The sequence below is a fragment of the Pseudoflavonifractor sp. SW1122 genome (assembly GCF_012027765.1).
GTDB classification, from domain to species: domain Bacteria; phylum Bacillota; class Clostridia; order Oscillospirales; family Oscillospiraceae; genus Enterenecus; species Enterenecus faecium.
In genome coordinates this window covers 1-18,641 of the sequence record NZ_SJOS01000017.1, presented here as the reverse complement: position 1 = coordinate 18,641, position 18,641 = coordinate 1, and the positions used below count along the sequence as shown (strand labels likewise).

17 protein-coding genes are annotated in these 18,641 nt (G+C 61.6%); 11 read left to right on the top strand and 6 right to left on the bottom strand.

Annotation, left to right across the window (positions count from 1 at the left end; genetic code table 11):
- Positions 1-19 precede the first annotated feature (19 nt).
- The 5 genes from E0L15_RS05830 to E0L15_RS05810 all read left to right on the top strand — a co-directional run bounded on the left by E0L15_RS05830 (position 20) and on the right by E0L15_RS05810 (position 5,218).
- Complete coding sequence (locus tag E0L15_RS05830) at positions 20-1,525, top strand: oligosaccharide flippase family protein (RefSeq protein ID WP_168124899.1); 1,506 nt, start codon at positions 20-22, stop codon at positions 1,523-1,525.
- On the top strand, positions 1,522-2,175 hold the full coding sequence (locus E0L15_RS05825; RefSeq protein WP_168124885.1) for a gamma-glutamyl-gamma-aminobutyrate hydrolase family protein: 654 nt from the start codon (positions 1,522-1,524) through the stop codon (positions 2,173-2,175). Before E0L15_RS05830 ends, E0L15_RS05825 begins: the two co-directional genes overlap by 4 nt.
- Before the next feature lie 36 nt (positions 2,176-2,211).
- Positions 2,212-3,249, top strand: coding sequence for an A/G-specific adenine glycosylase (mutY, locus tag E0L15_RS05820; protein ID WP_168124884.1), 1,038 nt, complete (start codon positions 2,212-2,214; stop codon positions 3,247-3,249).
- Positions 3,246-4,127, top strand: a complete 882-nt coding sequence (locus tag E0L15_RS05815) for a radical SAM protein (RefSeq protein ID WP_168124883.1) — start codon at positions 3,246-3,248, stop codon at positions 4,125-4,127. The genes mutY and E0L15_RS05815 overlap by 4 nt, the downstream gene beginning before the upstream one ends.
- Positions 4,128-4,750: 623 nt before the next feature.
- On the top strand, positions 4,751-5,218 hold the full coding sequence (locus E0L15_RS05810; RefSeq protein ID WP_168124882.1) for a hypothetical protein: 468 nt from the start codon (positions 4,751-4,753) through the stop codon (positions 5,216-5,218).
- A 53-nt stretch (positions 5,219-5,271) separates the two neighbouring features.
- Here E0L15_RS05810 and asnS read toward each other — a convergent pair whose 3' ends face one another.
- From asnS to asnA, 5 genes are all read right to left on the bottom strand, one after another.
- The gene (gene asnS / locus E0L15_RS05805) at positions 5,272-6,666 is read right to left on the bottom strand and encodes an asparagine--tRNA ligase (RefSeq protein ID WP_087391508.1); all 1,395 of its coding nucleotides are present in this window, start codon (positions 6,664-6,666) and stop codon (positions 5,272-5,274) included.
- Positions 6,667-6,858: 192 nt separating this feature from the next.
- Positions 6,859-7,686, bottom strand: coding sequence for a DUF3021 family protein (locus tag E0L15_RS05800; RefSeq protein ID WP_168124881.1), 828 nt, complete (start codon positions 7,684-7,686; stop codon positions 6,859-6,861).
- 14 nt (positions 7,687-7,700) lie between these two features.
- The gene (locus E0L15_RS05795; protein ID WP_168124880.1) at positions 7,701-8,144 is read right to left on the bottom strand and encodes a LytTR family DNA-binding domain-containing protein; all 444 of its coding nucleotides are present in this window, start codon (positions 8,142-8,144) and stop codon (positions 7,701-7,703) included.
- 138 nt (positions 8,145-8,282) lie between these two features.
- Entirely contained in the window at positions 8,283-9,395 is a 1,113-nt protein-coding gene (locus E0L15_RS05790; RefSeq protein ID WP_168124879.1) for an aldo/keto reductase, read from the bottom strand.
- A gap of 16 nt (positions 9,396-9,411) precedes the next feature.
- Positions 9,412-10,425, bottom strand: a complete 1,014-nt coding sequence (asnA, locus tag E0L15_RS05785; RefSeq protein WP_087231862.1) for an aspartate--ammonia ligase — start codon at positions 10,423-10,425, stop codon at positions 9,412-9,414.
- Between the two features lie 160 nt (positions 10,426-10,585).
- Here asnA and E0L15_RS05780 point away from each other — a divergent pair, with 160 nt between their 5' ends.
- Together E0L15_RS05780 and E0L15_RS05775 are read left to right on the top strand one after the other, a co-directional pair.
- Positions 10,586-11,827: an aminopeptidase gene (locus tag E0L15_RS05780; protein ID WP_168124878.1), complete on the top strand. Its 1,242-nt coding sequence runs from the start codon at positions 10,586-10,588 to the stop codon at positions 11,825-11,827.
- A 32-nt stretch (positions 11,828-11,859) separates the two neighbouring features.
- Positions 11,860-13,587, top strand: coding sequence for a phospho-sugar mutase (locus E0L15_RS05775; RefSeq protein ID WP_087391496.1), 1,728 nt, complete (start codon positions 11,860-11,862; stop codon positions 13,585-13,587).
- Positions 13,588-13,849: 262 nt separating this feature from the next.
- Here the strand turns inward: E0L15_RS05775 and E0L15_RS05770 are convergent, their stop codons facing one another.
- The gene (locus tag E0L15_RS05770; protein WP_168124877.1) at positions 13,850-16,114 is read right to left on the bottom strand and encodes a glycogen/starch/alpha-glucan phosphorylase; all 2,265 of its coding nucleotides are present in this window, start codon (positions 16,112-16,114) and stop codon (positions 13,850-13,852) included.
- A gap of 94 nt (positions 16,115-16,208) precedes the next feature.
- Here E0L15_RS05770 and E0L15_RS05765 point away from each other — a divergent pair, with 94 nt between their 5' ends.
- The 4 genes from E0L15_RS05765 to rpsR all read left to right on the top strand — a co-directional run bounded on the left by E0L15_RS05765 (position 16,209) and on the right by rpsR (position 18,580).
- Complete coding sequence (locus E0L15_RS05765) at positions 16,209-17,126, top strand: LacI family DNA-binding transcriptional regulator (RefSeq protein ID WP_168124876.1); 918 nt, start codon at positions 16,209-16,211, stop codon at positions 17,124-17,126.
- A 421-nt stretch (positions 17,127-17,547) separates the two neighbouring features.
- Positions 17,548-17,844, top strand: a complete 297-nt coding sequence (gene rpsF / locus E0L15_RS05760) for a 30S ribosomal protein S6 (RefSeq protein ID WP_087231877.1) — start codon at positions 17,548-17,550, stop codon at positions 17,842-17,844.
- A 12-nt stretch (positions 17,845-17,856) separates the two neighbouring features.
- Positions 17,857-18,303 carry a single-stranded DNA-binding protein gene (gene ssb / locus E0L15_RS05755; RefSeq protein WP_087231880.1) on the top strand — a complete coding sequence of 149 codons (447 nt, stop codon included), beginning with the start codon at positions 17,857-17,859 and terminating at the stop codon, positions 18,301-18,303.
- 34 nt (positions 18,304-18,337) lie between these two features.
- Entirely contained in the window at positions 18,338-18,580 is a 243-nt protein-coding gene (gene rpsR / locus E0L15_RS05750; protein WP_087231883.1) for a 30S ribosomal protein S18, read from the top strand.
- Positions 18,581-18,641: the final 61 nt, after the last annotated feature.

The following is an 18,641-nucleotide window of genomic DNA, read 5'->3' as shown; positions in this document are numbered from 1 at the left end:
GGGATTTGTTTTGAGCGCCATGTGGTCGGGGACGCTGCTGCTCACCGCCACCGGGCTGTTTGCCCAGGTGGTGGGCTTTTTATACCGGATGATGCTCTCCCGGCTCATTGGGGCGGAGACCATGGGGCTGTATCAGCTGGTGATGCCGGTGTACTCCATGTTTATGTCGGTGACGGCGGTGGGCCTGACGGTGGCGGTGTCCACCCGTGCCGCCCGGTGCCACGCCCTGGGAGACGAGGCGGGGGTGACCCAGGTGTTGGGGGCGGGCCTGCGCCGCTTCTTCCTCCTGGCCGTCCCCCTGGGGGCGGTGATCGTGTGGTGCTCGGACCCCATTTCCGTGTATCTGCTGGGGGATGCCCGCACCCGGCTGGGCATTGTGTTGTTGGTGCCCTGCGTCCTCCTCACCGGGGTGGAGAACCTGCATAAGCACTGTTTTTACGGTACCGGGCGGGTGCGCATCCCCGCCACCGTGGAGACCATGGAGCAGCTGGTGCGGGCCGGGGCAGTGCTGGGCCTGCTGGTGTGGCTGCTGCCCCAAAACCAGGAGCGCACTGTGGGCCTCATTGTGCTGGGTATGGTTATCTGCGAGGTGTTTTCCGCCGTGTCCCTGGTGGTGCTCTTTCAGCGCACACGCCCCCGGGGTCTGGCCCGGGACCCGTCGGTGGCAAAGGGCCTGTGGTCCATCGCCATCCCTGTGGGCCTCACCTCCGTGCTGGGCACCATCTTGGGCTCGGCCAATGCGGTGCTCATCCCCGCCAAGCTGGTGGAGGGGGGCATGGAGTCCGGGGCGGCCATGTCCGCCTTCGGTGTCCTGTGCGGCATGACCATGCCCCTGTTGGCCTTGCCCACTGGGTTTATCGGGGCGCTGTGCTTGACCATGGTGCCCGACCTGTCCCGGCGCACCGCCCACGGGGACGCCCGTGTGGCGGCGGGATTTTTAAACCGCATCATGTCAGTGACCATGCTGCTCATGGCCCCCTGTATGGCGCTGCTGGTGGTGATGGGCCCCACTGTGGGTCAGCTCTTGTTCCAGCAGCAGCGGGTGGGGGAGTACATCCTGCCGCTGGCAGTGGGCACCCTGATGACCTGTGTGCAGTCGGTGTTGGGGGGCGCCCTCAACGGCCTGGGACTTCAGGGCAGGGGGGCCAGAAACGCCATTGCCAGCGACGTGGTGCAGCTGGCTTTTACCTATGGCACGGTGTCCACCTGGGGGCTGCGGGGCTTTGTGGTGGGCTTCGTCCTCTCCTCCCTGGTGGGGATGGGGATGAACCTGGCCTCGGTGCTCCACGCCACCGGGCTCCGCCTGCGGCTGTACGCCTGGTTTGTCCGCCCGGTGCTGTCGGCGGTGCTGGTGGGGCTGTGGTGTCGGCTGCTGTTTCAATGGCTGCTGGGGGCCGGGGTGTGGCTGGGCACCACCTGCGTGGTGTGCGTGGCGGTGGGCACGCTGCTCTATGTGGCCGTGCTGCTTATGCAGGGGCTTTCAGTGTTTGGTTGGTTATGGGCAAGGAGGGGGAAGAAAACGTGAAGGTTTCCATTTTGATTTCCACCGGGGGCGGGGATGCCTCCAACTATCTGGAGGCGGTGGAGCGGGCCGGGGGCCAGGGCAGCGCCGTGTATCTGCCCCAGCCGGACCTGCGCTATGACGGCCTCATTCTGGCCGGGGGCGGCGATATCCACCCATCTTGTTTCCACTCGTTGAACCGGGGGTCCCGGGACATGGACCTGCCCCGGGACCGGCGAGAGCTGGCCCTGCTGGACGCCTTCACCGCCGCCCGCCGCCCGGTATTGGGCATCTGCCGGGGCCACCAGGTAGTCAACGTGTGGGCGGGGGGCAACCTGGTACAAAACCTGGACAAGACCCTGGCCCCCTTCCACCAACAGCCCCAGGGGGATTGCCTCCACCCGGTGCGCACCCGGAAGGGCTCCCGCATGGACGCATGGTATGGGGCGGTGGGGACCGTCAACTCCAATCACCACCAGGGCCTGGGCAAGCTGGGCCGGGGACTGGTGGCCACCGCCTGGTCTGAGGGGGAGGTGGTGGAGGCCATGGAGCACCGCACCCTGCCCCTGTGGACGGTGCAATTCCACCCCGAGCGGATGGGGCAGGAGGGAGCGGTGATTTTTTCCCAATTTGTCCAGCTGTGCCGACGCTTGAGGGGAGACGGGGAAGTGTGATATACTAGAAAAGATTTTTGACCTGGAGGTAACCCCATGCTGCCCATCGAACAACTGCCCATCCCCCTTCTGGAGTGGTACCGAGACAACGCCCGCACCCTGCCCTGGAGAGAGGACCCCACCCCGTACCACGTGTGGGTGTCGGAAATCATGCTCCAGCAGACCCGTGTGGCGGCGGTGCTGGACTACTACGCCCGATTTATGGCGGAACTGCCCGACGTGGCCGCTCTGGCCCAGGTACCAGAGGGGCGGCTCATGAAGCTGTGGCAGGGGCTGGGATACTACAGCCGAGCCCGCAACCTCCAGGCCGCCGCCCGGCAGATCATGGAGGAGTATGGCGGCGTCTTCCCCTCCCAGTATGAACAGGTGCGGGCCTTGAAGGGGGTGGGGGACTACACCGCCGGGGCCATCTGTTCCATCGCCTTCAAACAGCCCGTCCCGGCGGTGGACGGAAACGTCCTCCGGGTGGTCACCCGCATCAACGGAGATGAGCGGGACATCACCGCCCAGGCCACCAAGCGTGCCATCGCCGACCAGCTCAGCCCCATTATCCCCCTCCACGCCCCGGACAAGTTCACCCAGGCCATGATGGAGCTGGGGGCCACGGTGTGCCTGCCCAACGGAGCGCCTCAGTGCCAGCGGTGCCCCGCCCGGGACTTCTGCGTGGCCTGTGCCCAGGACAGCTGGAGCCGCATCCCGGTGAAGGCGCCCAAGCGCCCCCGGCGCATCGAGGAGCGGACGGTGTGGCTGCTGGTGCACGAGCATCGCGTGGCCCTGCGCCAGCGTCCCCCCAAGGGGCTGTTGGCGGGGCTATGGGAGTTCCCCAATGAGCTGGAGGGGCGGCTGCCCCCGGAGTGGACGGGAGACATGCCCCAGGGCCGCTTTGGCGGGGTGGCCCGGCACATCTTTTCTCATGTGGAGTGGCACCTCACCGCCCAGGTGGTGCGCCTGGAGGAGGAGCAGCTGCCAAAGGGCTGGGTGTGGTGCACCTGGCAGGAACTTGCCGACATTTACGCTGTGCCCAACGCCTTTGCCGGGGTGATGGACGTGGTGAAGGAGGAGATTCCGAGATGATCTGCAATTTGTGCCCCCGGCAGTGCGGGGCGGAGCGTACCCCGGAGGTGGGAAAGGGCTGGTGCCGCCTGCCCAGCGTGGTGAAGGTGGCCCGGGCGGAGCTGCACCACTGGGAGGAGCCCTGTATTTCCGGCACCCAAGGCGCGGGGACGGTGTTCTTCTCCGGCTGCACCCTGGGCTGTGTGTTCTGCCAGAACGGGCCCATCAGCCACGAAAACCAGGGCAAGGAAGTGACAGAGGACGAGCTGTACGCCCTCTTTGAAAAGCTGGCGGGGGAGGGGGCCCACAACATTGAGCTGGTCACCCCCACCCAGTACATCCACGTGCTGCAAAAGGTGCTTGCCCGTCCCATGCCCGGTAATCTGCCCGTGGTGTTCAACTGCGGCGGCTACGAGCGGGTGGAAATTCTCAAAAGCCTGGAGGGGAAGGTGGACGTGTACCTGCCCGACCTGAAATATGTGACGGAGGAGTTGGCGGAGAAGTACTCCGCCGCCCCGGACTATCCTTCCACCGCAAAGGCCGCCATTGTGGAAATGTTCCGCCAGACGGGCCCCGTGCAGTTGGAGGATGGGCTATTGAAAAAGGGCGTGGTCATCCGCCATTTGATTCTCCCCGGACGACTTGCCGAGGCCAAGCGGGTGATGGACTGGGTGTCGGAGCAGTTTGCCCCCGGGGAGGTGCTGTTTTCTCTCATGGCCCAGTACACCCCATGTGGGCATCTGGAGCAGTTCCCGGAATTGCAGCGCACCATTCGCCCCTCTGAGCTGAGAGCCGCCCGCAACTACATGGACGCCCTGGGCATTCAGGGCTATGTGCAGGAGCTGGAGGCGGTGGGGGAGCAATTTATCCCGGACTGGAACATGAAGGGCAATGAATAATGATAAATGAAGAATGAAAAATGCAGGCCGTGAGGGCTTTGCCGGATTTCCGGTGTTGCTGTGGGTAGGGGAGGGGCTTGCCCCTCCCGAATCCCCCAGGGCAAGGCCAGGGGAGCCACGGGCCGGGCAAGCCACGGCCCCTACGCCCGTTGACGGCAGATGCGCCGTGCCCAAAGGCTCCCCTGTGTAAGGGGAGCTGTCTGCCCGTTACGGGGCCCCGCCGAAGCCCAGCGCAAGCGGGTTCGGTGGGGAGAGGAGGTGCGACGGCGTGAGCGAGACTTGCCCCGCCTCTCAGGGGCGAGGCGAGAGACACATAGTCTGCACCGACGAGTCTGAGGGGTTGACCCGTTACCCTGGAGCCGTCAATCCCTCCGTCACGGCTACGCCGTGCCACCTCCCTTTACACAAGGGAGGCGGATGGACTGCGGTGCACCCCAAGGCTCCCTCCGTCACCGCTACGGCGACGCCACCTCCCTCCCCGAGGGAGGCTTTTGTACGCTGATGAAGCCCCTGGAACCCGAATGACCTAGAACGGTGGGAATCCGGACAAGAACAGAACAGAATGTAGGCGTAGCGGAAATTCCCAATAAGAAAAATGAAGTTGGATGCTGGAGGAAGAACGATTGAATAAACAAATAGAAAATGTCTCAATGGGGGTCACATGGACTTTGGAGATGCTCCACGATACCGAATGTGCAGATATTCCAGATCAACCGGGCATCTATTTTGTATGTGTTCCCCAGGGAATGGACATACAATTCCAACCCACTGCGCCTAACCAGCACGCACCATTGTATGGGGAGAATATTCTCCAAGAAAAATACAGAAGGTGTGGAAACAAAACCGTGTTATACATTGGAAAAGCCAGTGGGAAAAGGGGGCTGCGTCAACGGCTCCGACAGTACATAAAATATGGATGGGATGAAGCTGTCAACCACAAAGGCGGCAGAGCAATCTGGCAAGTTGAACACGCCGAAAGGTTGATGTTGACCTATGAGGTTTGTATAGATGCAGACGCAAGGGAGCATAGGCTGCTGAACAATTTTAGAGATCAGTACGGTACATTGCCTTTGGCAAACTGGAGGACATAACAAGGCACCCCCCGGACTTCCACAGTCCGGGGGGTGCCTTGTGCATATCTAAATTAAAACTCAGCGTTGCCCACGGTACGGGGATGCAACTCCACGTCCCGGATGTTGCTGATGCCGGTCAGGTACATCACCATGCGCTCGAAGCCCAGGCCGAAACCGGCGTGGCGGCAGGAGCCGTAACGGCGCAGGTCCAGGTACCACCAGTAGTCCTTGGGGTCCAAGCCCAGCTGGTGCATCCGCTCCTCCAGCACCTCGATGCGCTCCTCACGCTGAGAGCCGCCGATGATCTCGCCGATGCCGGGCACCAGGCAGTCGGCAGCGGCCACAGTCTTGCCGTCGTCGTTGAGGCGCATATAGAAGGCCTTGATGTCCTTGGGGTAGTCGGTGACGAACACGGGCTTCTTGTACACCTGCTCGGTGAGGTACCGCTCGTGCTCGGTCTGCAAGTCGCAGCCCCACTCCACCTTGAAGTCGAACTTGTCGTTGTTCTTCTTCAAAATCTCGATGGCGTCGGTGTAGGTCACACGGCCAAACTCGGAGCCCGCCACCAGCTCCAGACGCTCCTTCAGGCCCTTGTCCACGAAGGAGTTGAAGAAGTTGATCTCGTCGGGGCACTTCTCCAACACGGTGCGGATGATATAGCGAATCATGTCCTCGGCCAGGTCCATGTCGTCGTTGAGGTCGGCAAAGGCGATCTCCGGCTCGATCATCCAGAACTCGGCGGCGTGGCGTTGGGTGTTGGAGTTCTCAGCCCGGAAGGTGGGGCCGAAGGTGTACACAGAGCCGAAGGCCATGGCGAAGTTCTCGGCGTTGAGCTGGCCGGACACGGTGAGGTTGGCCTTCTTGCCGAAGAAGTCCTGGGACCAGTCCACGCTGCCGTCGGGCAGGCGGGGCGGGTTGTTCACGTCCAGGGTGGTCACCTGGAACATCTCACCGGCGCCCTCACAGTCGGAGGCGGTGATGATGGGGGTGTGGACGTACACAAAGCCACGGTCCTGGAAGAAGCAGTGGATGGCGTGGGCAGCCACAGAGCGCACCCGGAAGGCCGCAGAAAACAGGTTGGTGCGGGGACGCAGGTGTTGAATGGTGCGCAGATACTCCACGGTGTGGCGCTTCTTTTGCAGGGGGTAGTCGGGGGCGGACACGCCCTCCACCGCCACAGAGGCGGCCTTGATCTCCAGGGGCTGCTTGGCCTCGGGGGTGAGCACCACCGTGCCGGTGACGATGAGGGCAGCGCCCACGTTCTGGCCGGTGATCTCCTTATAGTTGTCCAGGACGTTGGCGTCCAGCACGATCTGGAGATTCTTGAAGCAGGAGCCGTCGTTGAGCTCCACAAATCCAAAGGTTTTCATGTCACGGATGGTGCGGGCCCAACCCATGACGGTGACCGTCTGGCCGGAGAGCTTCTCGCTGTCGGCAAAGACGGAGGCAATGGTGATGCGATCCATACTACTTCCCTCAATTCTCAAATGATCTATCCGAACACAAAGAGTTGTGTCAAAGGCGTTGATGGTACAACGCCAGGTTTTTCGGTTGTCCCGTCAGGGGCAAGAAAAACGGCAATTGATAACAGCCGCCGTGCGGCTATTATACCATTTTCTGAAGATTTTGCAAGGGCTGAGGGAAAAAAGAGGGGGGAGCTAGGGGTTCTTTTCCCGTGTGGCCCGCTTTTTCAGCAGAGTTCCCACCCCGTTTCCCACCAGGGCGCACACCAGGGAGATACCCCCGTGGAAGAGGGCGGAGCCGTTGAACAGCAGAAACACCGCCGCCACAGACAGCAGGGCGCAGGCCGCCGGATACAGGGGAGAGAAGCCGTGCCGATGCCCCAGGGACACCCCCGAGCAGAAGGTGCCGATGGGCAGCAGCAGGAAGGGAAAATACACCCCGGAGAGGACGGGCACGTCCTGGGGGTCTACCAGACGCAGCAGAGCGGGCAGCCCCAAGCACAGCCCCAAGGCAAACACCAGATAGGGAAGACTTTCTCGCCAATGAAGGAGAGAGGGACCGGGGGCCAGCCCCAGCTTGGCCCGAATGGCGGCCACCTCCACATACCAGCCCACCCAGCGGCCTAGCCACACCAGCACATAGATGGACGCCAGGAGGATCAGGCAGAAGGCAGCCCCCGCCCCGCCAAAGTTCAGACCGCCCCACAGGGCCACGGTGGCGGCCATGAGGGCAAAGTGGGCCAGGGTGCGAAGAACCAAGGTGCGGCCATGATCGGCAAAGGGAAGGGTGGACACCCCGATCTCCGCCCCCAGGAGGGCAAAGAGCAGATAGGAAAGCAGAATTCCCCAGCCTGCAAAGGGGGCGGGGAAAGAGCAGGTGGGGGAGGAGAACACGGCGGCCAATCGGTCCCCAAAGAAACCCAGGGTCCCCAATACATAGCCCAACAGGACATGAACGGCCACCCCTGCCACAGCCCCCACGGCAATGCGGCACAACGCCTGTTTTTTGTCGTCAAAGAGCATGGTTCACCCTCCTTTCACAGGTCCAGCGCTTGCTTGATCTTCTTCACATACCGCCGGGATACATACACGATGGTCCCGCCCGCCAGGGTCATTTTGATGGTGCCGGTGAGGGACAGGTCCAGGGCGGTGACGTGGTTTAAGTTCACCACCTCCGAGTGGGACACCCGCACCAGCCGGGTCCCGGCCAGGGCTTCCTCCAGCTCATACAGCCGCTCCCGCACCGTGTAGGTCCCCGTGGTGGTCTGGCAGGACACCCCTTTGCCGTCGGCGTAAAAGCGGAGGATGTCCGAGAGGGGAAGGAGCCGGGCCTCGCCGTCCCGGAAGACGGTGAAGGTGGAGGGGGCGGTCAGCTCTTCCAACTGGCGCACCAGCTGTTCCACCTGGGGGGAGCGGGCGGGGGCGTGGATGACCACCTGGGTCTGGGTCAGCTGGGGGTCGATGTGCACTTCCACTTTCATGTCGTTCCCTCCCTTCTCTTGGTACTTTGAGTATACGGAAAATCCGCGGTGTTGTCTACCAATTGGGAATAGGCGGCCTGTTTTTCGGGACAGGTGGAAAACAAACGGGCCGCAAGAAGCACTTGCGGCCCGTTGGGGTCAATGTTCAAATACGTTGGCCACACGCTGGAGCTGGTTCACCACCTCCAGGTGCTGGGGACAGGCTCCCTCGCACTGGCCGCAGGCCACACAGGCCGAGGCGGGTGCGCCCTGGGCGCACAGCTCCCGGTACTCCTTCTTATGGGGAAGCCCGGGCTGGCCCAGAGTCCGGTTATACAGGGCAAACAGGGCGGGGATGGGAATGCGCTGGGGGCAGCCGTCGGTGCAGTAGGAACAGGCGGTGCAGGGGATGGTGCCGTCTGCCTGAATTTGCTGGGCGGCCTGCTCCAGCACCGCCACCTCCTGGGGAGTGACGGGGCGGAAATCCGCCATATACCCGGTGTTGTCCGCCACCTGCTCCAGGGAGGACATGCCGGAGAGCACCATAAACACGTGCTCCAGAGAGGCGGCAAAGCGGATGGCAAAGGAGGAGGGGGAGGCGTTGGGGTCCAGGGCGGCGAACCTCTCCCGCACAGCGGGGGAGGGATTGGCCAGCTTGCCCCCCTTCACCGGCTCCATCACCACCACAGGCTTGTGGTGGGCCACTGCTACCTCGTAGCAGCGGCGGGACTGCACCTTGGGGTTCTCCCAGTCCAGATAGTTGATTTGCAATTGCACAAAGTCCACCTCAGGGTGCTGGGTGAGCACTTCCTCCAGCAGTTCCGGGGTGCCGTGGAAGGAGAAGCCCGCCTGACGGATGTACCTCTCCGCCTTCTTCTGCTGGACAAAGGCGAAGCTGTCCAGCCGCTGGGCGATCTCGTAGTTCTCGTCGTCAATGCAGTGGAGCAAATAGTAGTCGAAAAACTCCACGCCGCAGCGCTTGAGCTGGAGCTGGAACATGTCGGCCTGCTCCTGGGGTGTGGCCTCTTTCAGCTTGGCCAGGGGCAGCTTGGTGGCCAGGGTGAAGGAGTCCCGGGGGTGCCGCTGCACCAAGCAGCGGTTCACCGTCTCCTCACTGGTGCCTCCGTGGTAGAAGTAGGCGGTGTCAAAGTAGGTAAAGCCCCGCTCCAAGAAGAGGTCCACCATTTGGCACACCTGGGGGAAGTCGATGGAGGTGTTGTCCTCGGCATCCAGAAGGGGAAAGCGCATACAGCCAAAACCAAGTTTTTTCATGGGTAGCGCCTCCCTCTTACAGCAGGATGACCCCGGCGTCCCGGCAGGCCTCCAGGGTCTGCTGGTCCCACACGGAGGCCTGGACCTCGCCGATGTGGGCCTTGCCCAGCAGGTACATGGACACCCGGCTCTGGCCGATGCCGCCGCCGATGGTCAGGGGCAGCTTGCCCTCCAGGAGCATCTTGTGGAAGGGCAGCTCCCGGCGGTCGTCGCACCCGGCCAGGGTGAGCTGGCGGTCCAGGGACTCGGGGCTGACCCGGATGCCCATGGAGGAGATCTCAAAGGCGCTTTCCAGCACCGAGTTCCAAACCAGCAGGTCGCCGTTTAGGTTCCAGTCGTCGTAGTCGGGGGCACGGCCGTCATGGGGCTTGCCGGATTTCAGGGGGGCGCCAATGCCCATGAGGAAGGTGGTGGGGTGGTCCTTCACCCAGGCGCTCTCCCGCTCCTTGGGGGACAGCTCCGGCCACAGGTCCTCCAGCTCCTGGGCGGTGACAAAGGACACCTCCCGCTGGATGGTGGGCAGGGGGGTGAGCTGGGGATAGACCGCCCGGAGGGTGGACTGGGTGTCTGCCAGGGCCGCCACAATGGTGGTGACGGTGTTCTTTAAGTAGGTCTCGTTGCGGTCCCGGGGGGCCAGCACCTTCTCCCAGTCCCACTGGTCCACATACACGGAGTGGATGTTGTCCAGGTCCTCGTCCCGGCGGATGGCGTTCATGTCGGTGTACAGCCCCTCGCCCACGGAGAACTGATAGCGGTGGAGGGCCAGACGCTTCCACTTGGCCAGAGAGTGCACCACCTGGGCGTCCCGGCCTGCGTCGGGGATGTCAAAGGACACCGCCCGCTCTACGCCGTTGAGGTCGTCGTTGAGGCCGGTGGAGGCCTCCACAAACAGGGGGGCGGAGACCCGGCGCAGATGGAGGGCGCCGCCTAAATTGTCCTCAAACAGACGCTTTAAAAGACCGATGGCCTTTTGGGTATCGTATAGGTTTAAACAGGGGGAATACCCTGCGGGAATCACAGTGTTCAGCATGGCGCAGCTCCTCCAGACGTTAAGATAGAAAAGATTATACTTCATCACGCTAAAAAATGCAATTTCCGATTTGTATTTTTTTTGATGTGATGTTATAATATTAAGGTATTTTGAAATCCCCGTTCTGGGGGAAATGCACAGCGAAAGGAGAACCTATCCTATGGTTCCAAATTTTAAGGAAAAATTGGAAGAATACGCCCATCTTTTGGTAGAAGTGGGCTTGAATATCCAGCCCGGCCAGATGGTCAATCTGGCTGCCCCGGTGGAGTGTGCGCCTCTGGCCCGTCTGTGTGCCCAGGTGGCCCTGGACCGTGGGGCCAAGGACGTGATCATGGACTGGCGGGACGACTTCATCGTCCGGGAGCGGTACCTGAAGGCGGACAGCCAGGTGTTTGAGGAGTTCCCCCACTACCTCAAGGAGAAGTACGAGTGGCTGGTGCAGGAGGGCTGCACTGCTCTGTCCATCATCGGCTCTGACCCCGAGATGCTCCGGGGCGTGGACTCCACCCGAATCCAGACCTGGCAGCGGGTACAGGGAGAGAACACCCGGGTGTGGCACGACTCCCTCAGCGCCAACCGGTTCCAGTGGTCCATCGGAGCCCACCCCACCAAGGCTTGGGCGGAGAAGGTGTTCCCCGACAAGAAGGGGGAGGAGGCCATTGACGCTCTGTGGGAGGCCATCTTCTCGGTGTGCCGCATCACGGGGGACGGCAAGGCCGTGGAGCGTTGGCGCGACCACGTGGACGCCACGGCCCGGAGAGCCAAGCTGCTCAACGAGTACAACTTTAAGACCTTGCACTACACCAACTCCCTGGGTACCGACCTGACCATCACCCTCCCCGACAACCACGTGTGGATGGGCGGCAGCGAGGACACCCCCCGTGGCGTGGAGTTCGTGGCCAACATGCCCACCGAGGAGATTTTCACCGCCCCACGCTGGGACGGCGTCAATGGCAGGGTATACGCCGCCATGCCTCTGGCCCTCAACGGCAACCTGGTGAAGAATTTCTATATGGACTTTGAAAACGGCAAGATCGTGAATGTCCACGCCGAGGAGGGCGAGGAGTACCTGCGCCACTCTGTGGGCATGGACGAGGGCTCTTCCTATCTGGGTGAGGTGGCCCTGGTGCCCTATGACTCCCCCATCCGCAACAGCGGCATCCTGTTCTACAACACCCTGTTTGATGAGAACGCCTCCTGCCACCTGGCCTTTGGCTCCGCCTATCCCAACTGCGTCAAGGGCGGCGAGGACCTGGACGAGGCAGGTCAGAAGGCTGTGGGCCTCAACCAGTCCATGAACCACGTGGACTTCATGGTGGGCACCAAGGATCTGTCCATTGTGGGCACCACTCAGGACGGGAAGGAGATTCCCGTGTTTGTGGATGGCAACTTTGCATTCTAAACAACATTGAGAATATAAGGAGGAACTGTACCATGGATTACAAGGCACAATATCAGCGCTGGATGGAGAGTCCGGCCCTGTCCCAGGAGGAGAAGGCGGAGCTGACCGCCATTGCCGGGGACGAGAAGGAAATGGAATCCCGCTTTTTCTCCCAGCTCAGCTTTGGCACCGCCGGTCTCCGCGGCACCATGGGTGTGGGCCTGTACCGGATGAATGTACATGTGGTGCGCCACGCCACCCAGGCTTTTGCCCAGGTGATTTTGGAGGAGGGCCCCGAGGCCGCCGCCAAGGGTGTGGCCGTGTGCTACGACTGCCGCAACAACTCCGAGCTCTTCGCCCATGAGGCCGCCTGCGTCATGGCTGCCAATGGCATCCCCGTGCGCCTGTTCGACTCCCTGCGCCCCACCCCCGAGCTGTCCTTCGCCATCCGGGAGTACGGCTGCATCGCCGGCATCAACATCACCGCCAGCCACAACCCCAAGGAGTACAACGGCTACAAGGTGTACTGGTCTGACGGCGCTCAGCTGCCTCCCGGCCCCGCCGACAAGGTGGCCGCCAAGATGCAGGAGCTGGACGTGTTCGACTGCGTCAAGACCATGGACTACAAGAAGGCTCTGGACGAGGGCCGCATCACTCTGATGGGCACCGAGACCGACGAGAAGTTCCTGGCCAACGTCATGGAGCAGGTCAACGACCAGCGAGCAGTGGACGCTGTGGCCGACACCTTCAAGATGGTGTACACCCCCTTCCACGGCACCGGCTACAAGCTGATTCCCGAGGCTCTGCGCCGTCTGGGTATGAAGCACGTGATCTGCGTGCCCCAGCAGATGATCATCGACGGGGATTTCCCCACTGTGGTCTCCCCCAATCCCGAGAATCCCGAGGGCTTCGCCCTGGCCGTGGACATTGCCAAGCGGGAGGGCGCCGACTTCATTCTGGGCTCTGACCCCGACGCCGACCGTGTGGGCATCATGGTGCGCACCAAGGACGACGACTTCGTGGTCATCAGCGGCAACCAGACTGGCGTGCTGCTGCTGGACTACCTCATCGGTGCCAAGACCCGCACCGGCAAGATGCCCGCCAACCCCGTGGCCCTCAAGAGCCTGGTGACCACCGAGATGGCCCGCAAGGTGGCCGAGGACAACGGCCTGAAGTGCTTTGATACCTTCACCGGCTTCAAGTTCCTGGCCGAGAAGAAGGACCAGCTGGAGAGCTCCGGCGAGGGCAACGTCATCATGTCCTACGAGGAGTCCTTCGGCTACATGCTGGGCAGCTTCGTCCGGGACAAGGACGCCGTCACCGCCTCCGTGGCCCTCACCGAGATGGCCGCCTGGTATGCCGGCCAGGGCATGACCCTGTACGATGCCCTCCAGGGTCTGTATGAGAAGTACGGCCACTTCGGCGAGCGCACCATGAACCTGGTGATGCCCGGTCTGGACGGCCTGAAGAAGATGGCCCAGCTCATGGCCGACCTGCGTGCCAATCCCCCCAAGGAAGTGGGCGGCACCGCCGTGGCCCAGTGGAAGGACTACAAGGACGGCAGCGTGGTGGACGCCGCCACCGGCGACCGCACCACCATGGAGCTGTCCGGCTCCAACGTGCTGCGCTACGAGCTGGTGGACGGCACCTCCGTCATCGTCCGTCCCTCCGGCACCGAGCCCAAGGTGAAGGTGTACATCCTGGCCCGTGGCGAGAGCCAGGCCGACTGCGCCGCCAAGGTGGAGCGGTACGCCGCCTGGGCCGAGAGCCTCAAGGGCTAAAAACATCCCAAACCGAAAAAATCCCGCTCCTGAATTGGAGCGGGATTTTTTATGCAGAAAGCTTGCCTGATCAGGGGCCTCGCAGAGTTCCGCCACCCGCAGGTGGCGGAATCAATTGAAATAACGTCATGTTCCAGGACATGTGCATGGGAAATGACACTTCTCATGGCGGATGGGGTGACTTTTTTGTCAGAAATCGAGCCCCATCCGTCATGCGAACCCCTGGCAAAGAAGTCCGTGGACTTCTTTGCCGAGCGTCAGCTCAGTTCAGGTGCCAGATGTCGTGGTTGTACTGGGCGATGGTACGGTCGCTGGAGAAGAAGCCGCTCTTGGCGGTGTTGATGAGCATCTTCTTGGACCACTCGGTGCGGTCCTCGTAGTCGCTGAGCAGGCGGCTGCGCACAGCGGTGTACTCCTCCACGTCCAGCAGGGCCATGAACCAGTCCTTGGTCTTTATGTCATTCCACAGAGCCCGCAGGCAGGTCTCGTCGCCCAGAGCCACCAGGGTGGGGGAGACGATGAAGTCCACCACTTCCTTGACCCAGGGACGGTTGTAGAACTCCTGGGGGTGATAGCTGTGCTGGGCGTACATCTGGATGACCCGGTCGCTGGAGGCGCCGAAGGTGTAGATGTTCTCCCGGCCCACCAGCTGGGCGATCTCCACGTTGGCACCGTCCATGGTGCCCAGGGTGACAGCGCCGTTGGCCATGAACTTCATGTTGCCGGTGCCGGAGGCCTCCTTGGAGGCCAGGGAGATCTGCTCGGAGATGTCGCAGGCGGGGATGAGTTTCTCGGCCCAGCTGACGTTGTAGTTCTCCACCATCACCACACGCAGCCAGGGGCGCACCTGGGGATCGGACTCAATGAGCTGGCGCAGGCAGAGGATGAGGTGGATGATATGCTTGGCCATGACATAGGCGGGGGCGGCCTTGGCGCCGAAAATCACGGTGATGGGACGGGTGGGCAGGATGCCGTTTTTGATGTCCAGGTACTTCTTGATGACGTACAGGGCGTTCATCTGCTGGCGCTTGTACTCGTGGAGGCGCTTGACCTGGATGTCAAAGATGGACTGGGGGTCCACCTCCACGTTCTGGCGCTGCTTGAGGACCTTGGCCAGCTGCTGCTTGTTGTAGTCCTTGATGTCCAGCATGGCGCTGAGCACCTTGGGGTCCCGGACGAAGGTGGCGAAGTTCTCCAGCTGGCTGGCGTCCCGACGCCACTCGTCGCCGATGCAGTCGTCAATGAGGGAGGCCAGACGGGGGTTGCACACCTCCAGCCAGCGGCGGAAGGTGACGCCGTTGGTCTTGTTGTTGAACTTGTAGCTGTACACGTCGGCGAAGGGCTTGAGCTCCGAAGTCTTGAGGATCTCGGTGTGCAGGGCGGCCACGCCGTTGGTGGAGTAGGTGTAGTGGATGTCCATGTGGGCCATGTGCACCACGTCTTTGTCGTCGATGATGGCCATGCGGGGGTCGGGGAACACGGACTTGGCCCGGCGGTCCATCTCCCGGATGATGGGCACCAGCTGGGGAGCCACCCGCTCGATGTAGCTCATGGGCCACTTCTCCAGGGCCTCGGCCAGGATGGTGTGGTTGGTGTAGGCACAGGCGTGGGCCACCTGGTGAAGGGCGTCGTTCATGGACAGGCCACGCTCCAGCAGCAGGCGGGTCAGCTCGGGCAGCACCATAGAGGGGTGGGTGTCGTTGATCTGAATGGCCACGTGCTCGCACAGGTTCCAGGGGGAGATGCCCTTCTCGTCCAGCTCCTTCAAAATCAGCTGAGCGCCGGCGGACACCATGAAGTACTGCTGATACACACGCAGCAGCCGTCCGGCCTCGTCGCTGTCGTCGGGGTAGAGGAAGGAGGTGAGGTGGTGGGCGATGTCGCCCTTGTCAAAGTCGATGCCGTCCTCGGGAGCGGCGGCGGGCTTCTCCACGTCAAACAGGTGCAGGCGGTTGGCAGTCTCGGTGTTGGCGCCGGGCACGGCGATGTCCCACATCACAGCGTTGAGGGTCTGGTTGCCGAACTGGACGGGGAAGGAGACGTCGGTGGGGATGAGCCAGCCCTGCTCCTCAATCCAGGGATCGGGCTGCTCTTCCTGCTTGTTATTGCGCAGGTACTGGTGGAACAGGCCGTAGTGGTAGTTCAGACCCACGCCGTCGCCGGGCAGGCCCAGAGCGGCCAGGGAGTCCAAAAAGCAAGCGGCCAGACGGCCCAGACCGCCGTTGCCCAGGGAGGGCTCGGGCTCCTGCTCCTCGATCTCGGCCAAAGTAAAGCCGTTTTTCTCCAGCAGGGCGGACACCTGGTCAAAGATACCCAGGGCCAGCAGGTTGTTGCTCAGCAGCTTGCCGATGAGGAACTCAGCCGAGAAGTAGTACAGCTTGCGGCCGGTGTCCGGGGCAGGGCGCTGGGCGGACAGCTCTTGGGTGAGCTGGAGAAGAGCGTGGTAGACCTGACCCTTGGTGCACTTGGCCAGGGGCTTGCGGTAACGCTCCTTGATGATCGCATTGAGTCTTGCTTGAAATTCCATGGTGAGATTCGCTCCTTTTTGAAAGGTATGGTGCTTTTCAACCTAGCGGTTTTCTGATATGATGGTCATTGATATGACCGGAGGGGGAAGTGTTATGGGAGAGAAAAAAGTGTCCATGCGCCAGATTGCCAAGATCTGCGGCTGTTCACTGGCCACGGTGTCCTATGCCCTCAACCACACAGGGCAGGGGAAGATCAGCAGTGCCACCCGGCTGCGTATTATTGATACGGCCAAACAGCTCAATTATCCCACCACCCGCACCACCCGGGGAAAGAAGAACCGGGCGGCGATTTTGGTCACCCGTCTCCACGGGGAATCGGTGGGGCGGCGGCTGCACCTCACCGACCTGGCCATGCAGCTGGAGGCCCAACTGCTGGAGCTGGGCATTCCCTCGGTGATTTTACGCCTGGGGGACCTGGTGGAGGACTGGCGGAAGATTCTGGCGGTGTCGCCCAGCGTCATCTTTGTGCTGGACGGCGGGTGCCGGGCGGTGGCCCATGTGAACCCTCCCTGTGTCACGCCCATGATCTTCGTGGACTGTGACAACGACGACCCTCTCTATTATAAGATTTTGCCGGACTATCCGTCCCTCATGGGGGAGGCCAAGACCCGGTTGGGCCGGGAAGACCTGTTCCTGGTTGCCGAGCCGGTGCGCAGCGGTCAGCTCATGACCCTGCTCTCCCAGGGCTTTGCCCCACAGGACGTGTTCTTCCACGACGGCACCCAGTCCCTGTCTGCCTTCCTGGAGGCCCACCAGGGCCGGAAAGGTGTGGTGGTGGGGGACCTGCTGGGGGTGGAGGTGTGCGGCCAGTTCCCGCCAGAGGACTTGGCCGTTATCTGCTCCCTGGATGACCCGGGACTGTTCCCACCCCAGATCACCCTGTTGCCTGCCCCCAATGCGGACAAGGCCAAGGCCGCTGCCGCAGTGGCCTCGGATTTGCTGACACTGGATTATGACCCAACCCAGGGCAACCGCATTCTCGTGAAAGGAAATTTTCCGACGAACGGGTAAATTTTACTACAAAAACAAAAACACGTCAAAGAAAACTGTGAAAAAATACTACACAAGAATAAAAAGTTCAAATTATAGAAAGTGAACAAACATAGGTGAACAAAAAATGTTCACCGAACAAAAGGACGGTGAATCCGTTGCAGCCCAACGAGTTCAAAGTTTGTTCACAAATTGTTCACCCGGAAATTCGACTGAACAAAACAAAAATCGACCCGTGTTTATTTGCCAAAAAAAGTACATTTCTTCACCGAAACAACGAGCTAACCGAGTAGAGAAGCGAGAAAACCGGAAAATGTGGAGAAAAAAGACTTGACAAACGGAAGAAATACGATATAATTAATGAGTCTGTCCAAGAGGACGGGCAACATCCTTGCCTCCGGCAAATCCGGGGGCCATATGTCCGTAAGGAGGTGCAAAAGTTATGGCAAAAGTGACTGGTAACTACGAGGTGCTCTACATCATCAACCCCAACCTGGGCGAGGAGGAGACTGCCGCTCTGGTGGCTAAGTTCAAGACCCTGGCTGAGAGCCGCGGTACTGTGACTGAGGTGGATGAGTGGGGCAAGCGCAAGCTGGCTTACCTGATCGACGATCTGGCTGAGGGCTACTACGTCCTGATGAGCTTCACCGCCGATCCCGCATTCCCCGCTGAGCTGGACCGTCTGATGCGCATCAACACCGGCATCATGCGCTCCATCATCGTCAGCAAGGAAGCCTGAGGAGGGTTGCACATGCTCAACCGAATCATCCTCATGGGCCGTCTGACCCGTGACCCTGAGCTGAGACACACCCAGAGCGGCACCGCAGTGGCGTCCTTCTCTCTGGCTGTGGATCGTGATTTCAAGAGTCGTGACAGTGGCGAAAAGACCACCGACTTCATTGATGTCGTGGCTTGGCGCAACACTGCTGAATTCGTATCCAAGTACTTCGCCAAGGGCCGTATGGCCGTGGTGGAGGGCCGCCTTCAGATTCGTGATTGGACGGATCGGGACGGCGGCAAGCGCCGCTCTGCTGAGGTGGTTGCCGACAACGTGTATTTCGGCGACTCCAAGCGGGACGGCGAGAGCGGCGGCAGCTTCAGCCGTCCCGCCGCCCCCGCTCCCGTGGATTACGGGATTCCTGCCGGCGCCGACCAGTTCGCTGAGCTGGCCGATGACGACGGCGATCTGCCCTTCTAAATAGGGCCCATCATAAGTAAGGAGGTCTGCCATTATGGCTATGGATAATGTGAAGCCCCGCGGCAACCGCAAGCGCCGCAAGGTCTGCGCCTTCTGCGTGGACAAGGTGGAGCACATCGACTACAAGGACGCTGCCAAGCTCAAGCGTTTCCTGTCCGAGCGCTCCAAGATCCTGCCCCGCCGCACCACCGGCACCTGCGCTATGCATCAGCGTCAGCTGACCGAGGCCATCAAGCGTGCCCGTCACGTGGCGCTGCTGCCCTACGTCACCGACTAATTGCAGCACGGGAAACCAGCGATATGAAAAGCGGAAGCAACTTCGGTTGCTTCCGCTTTTT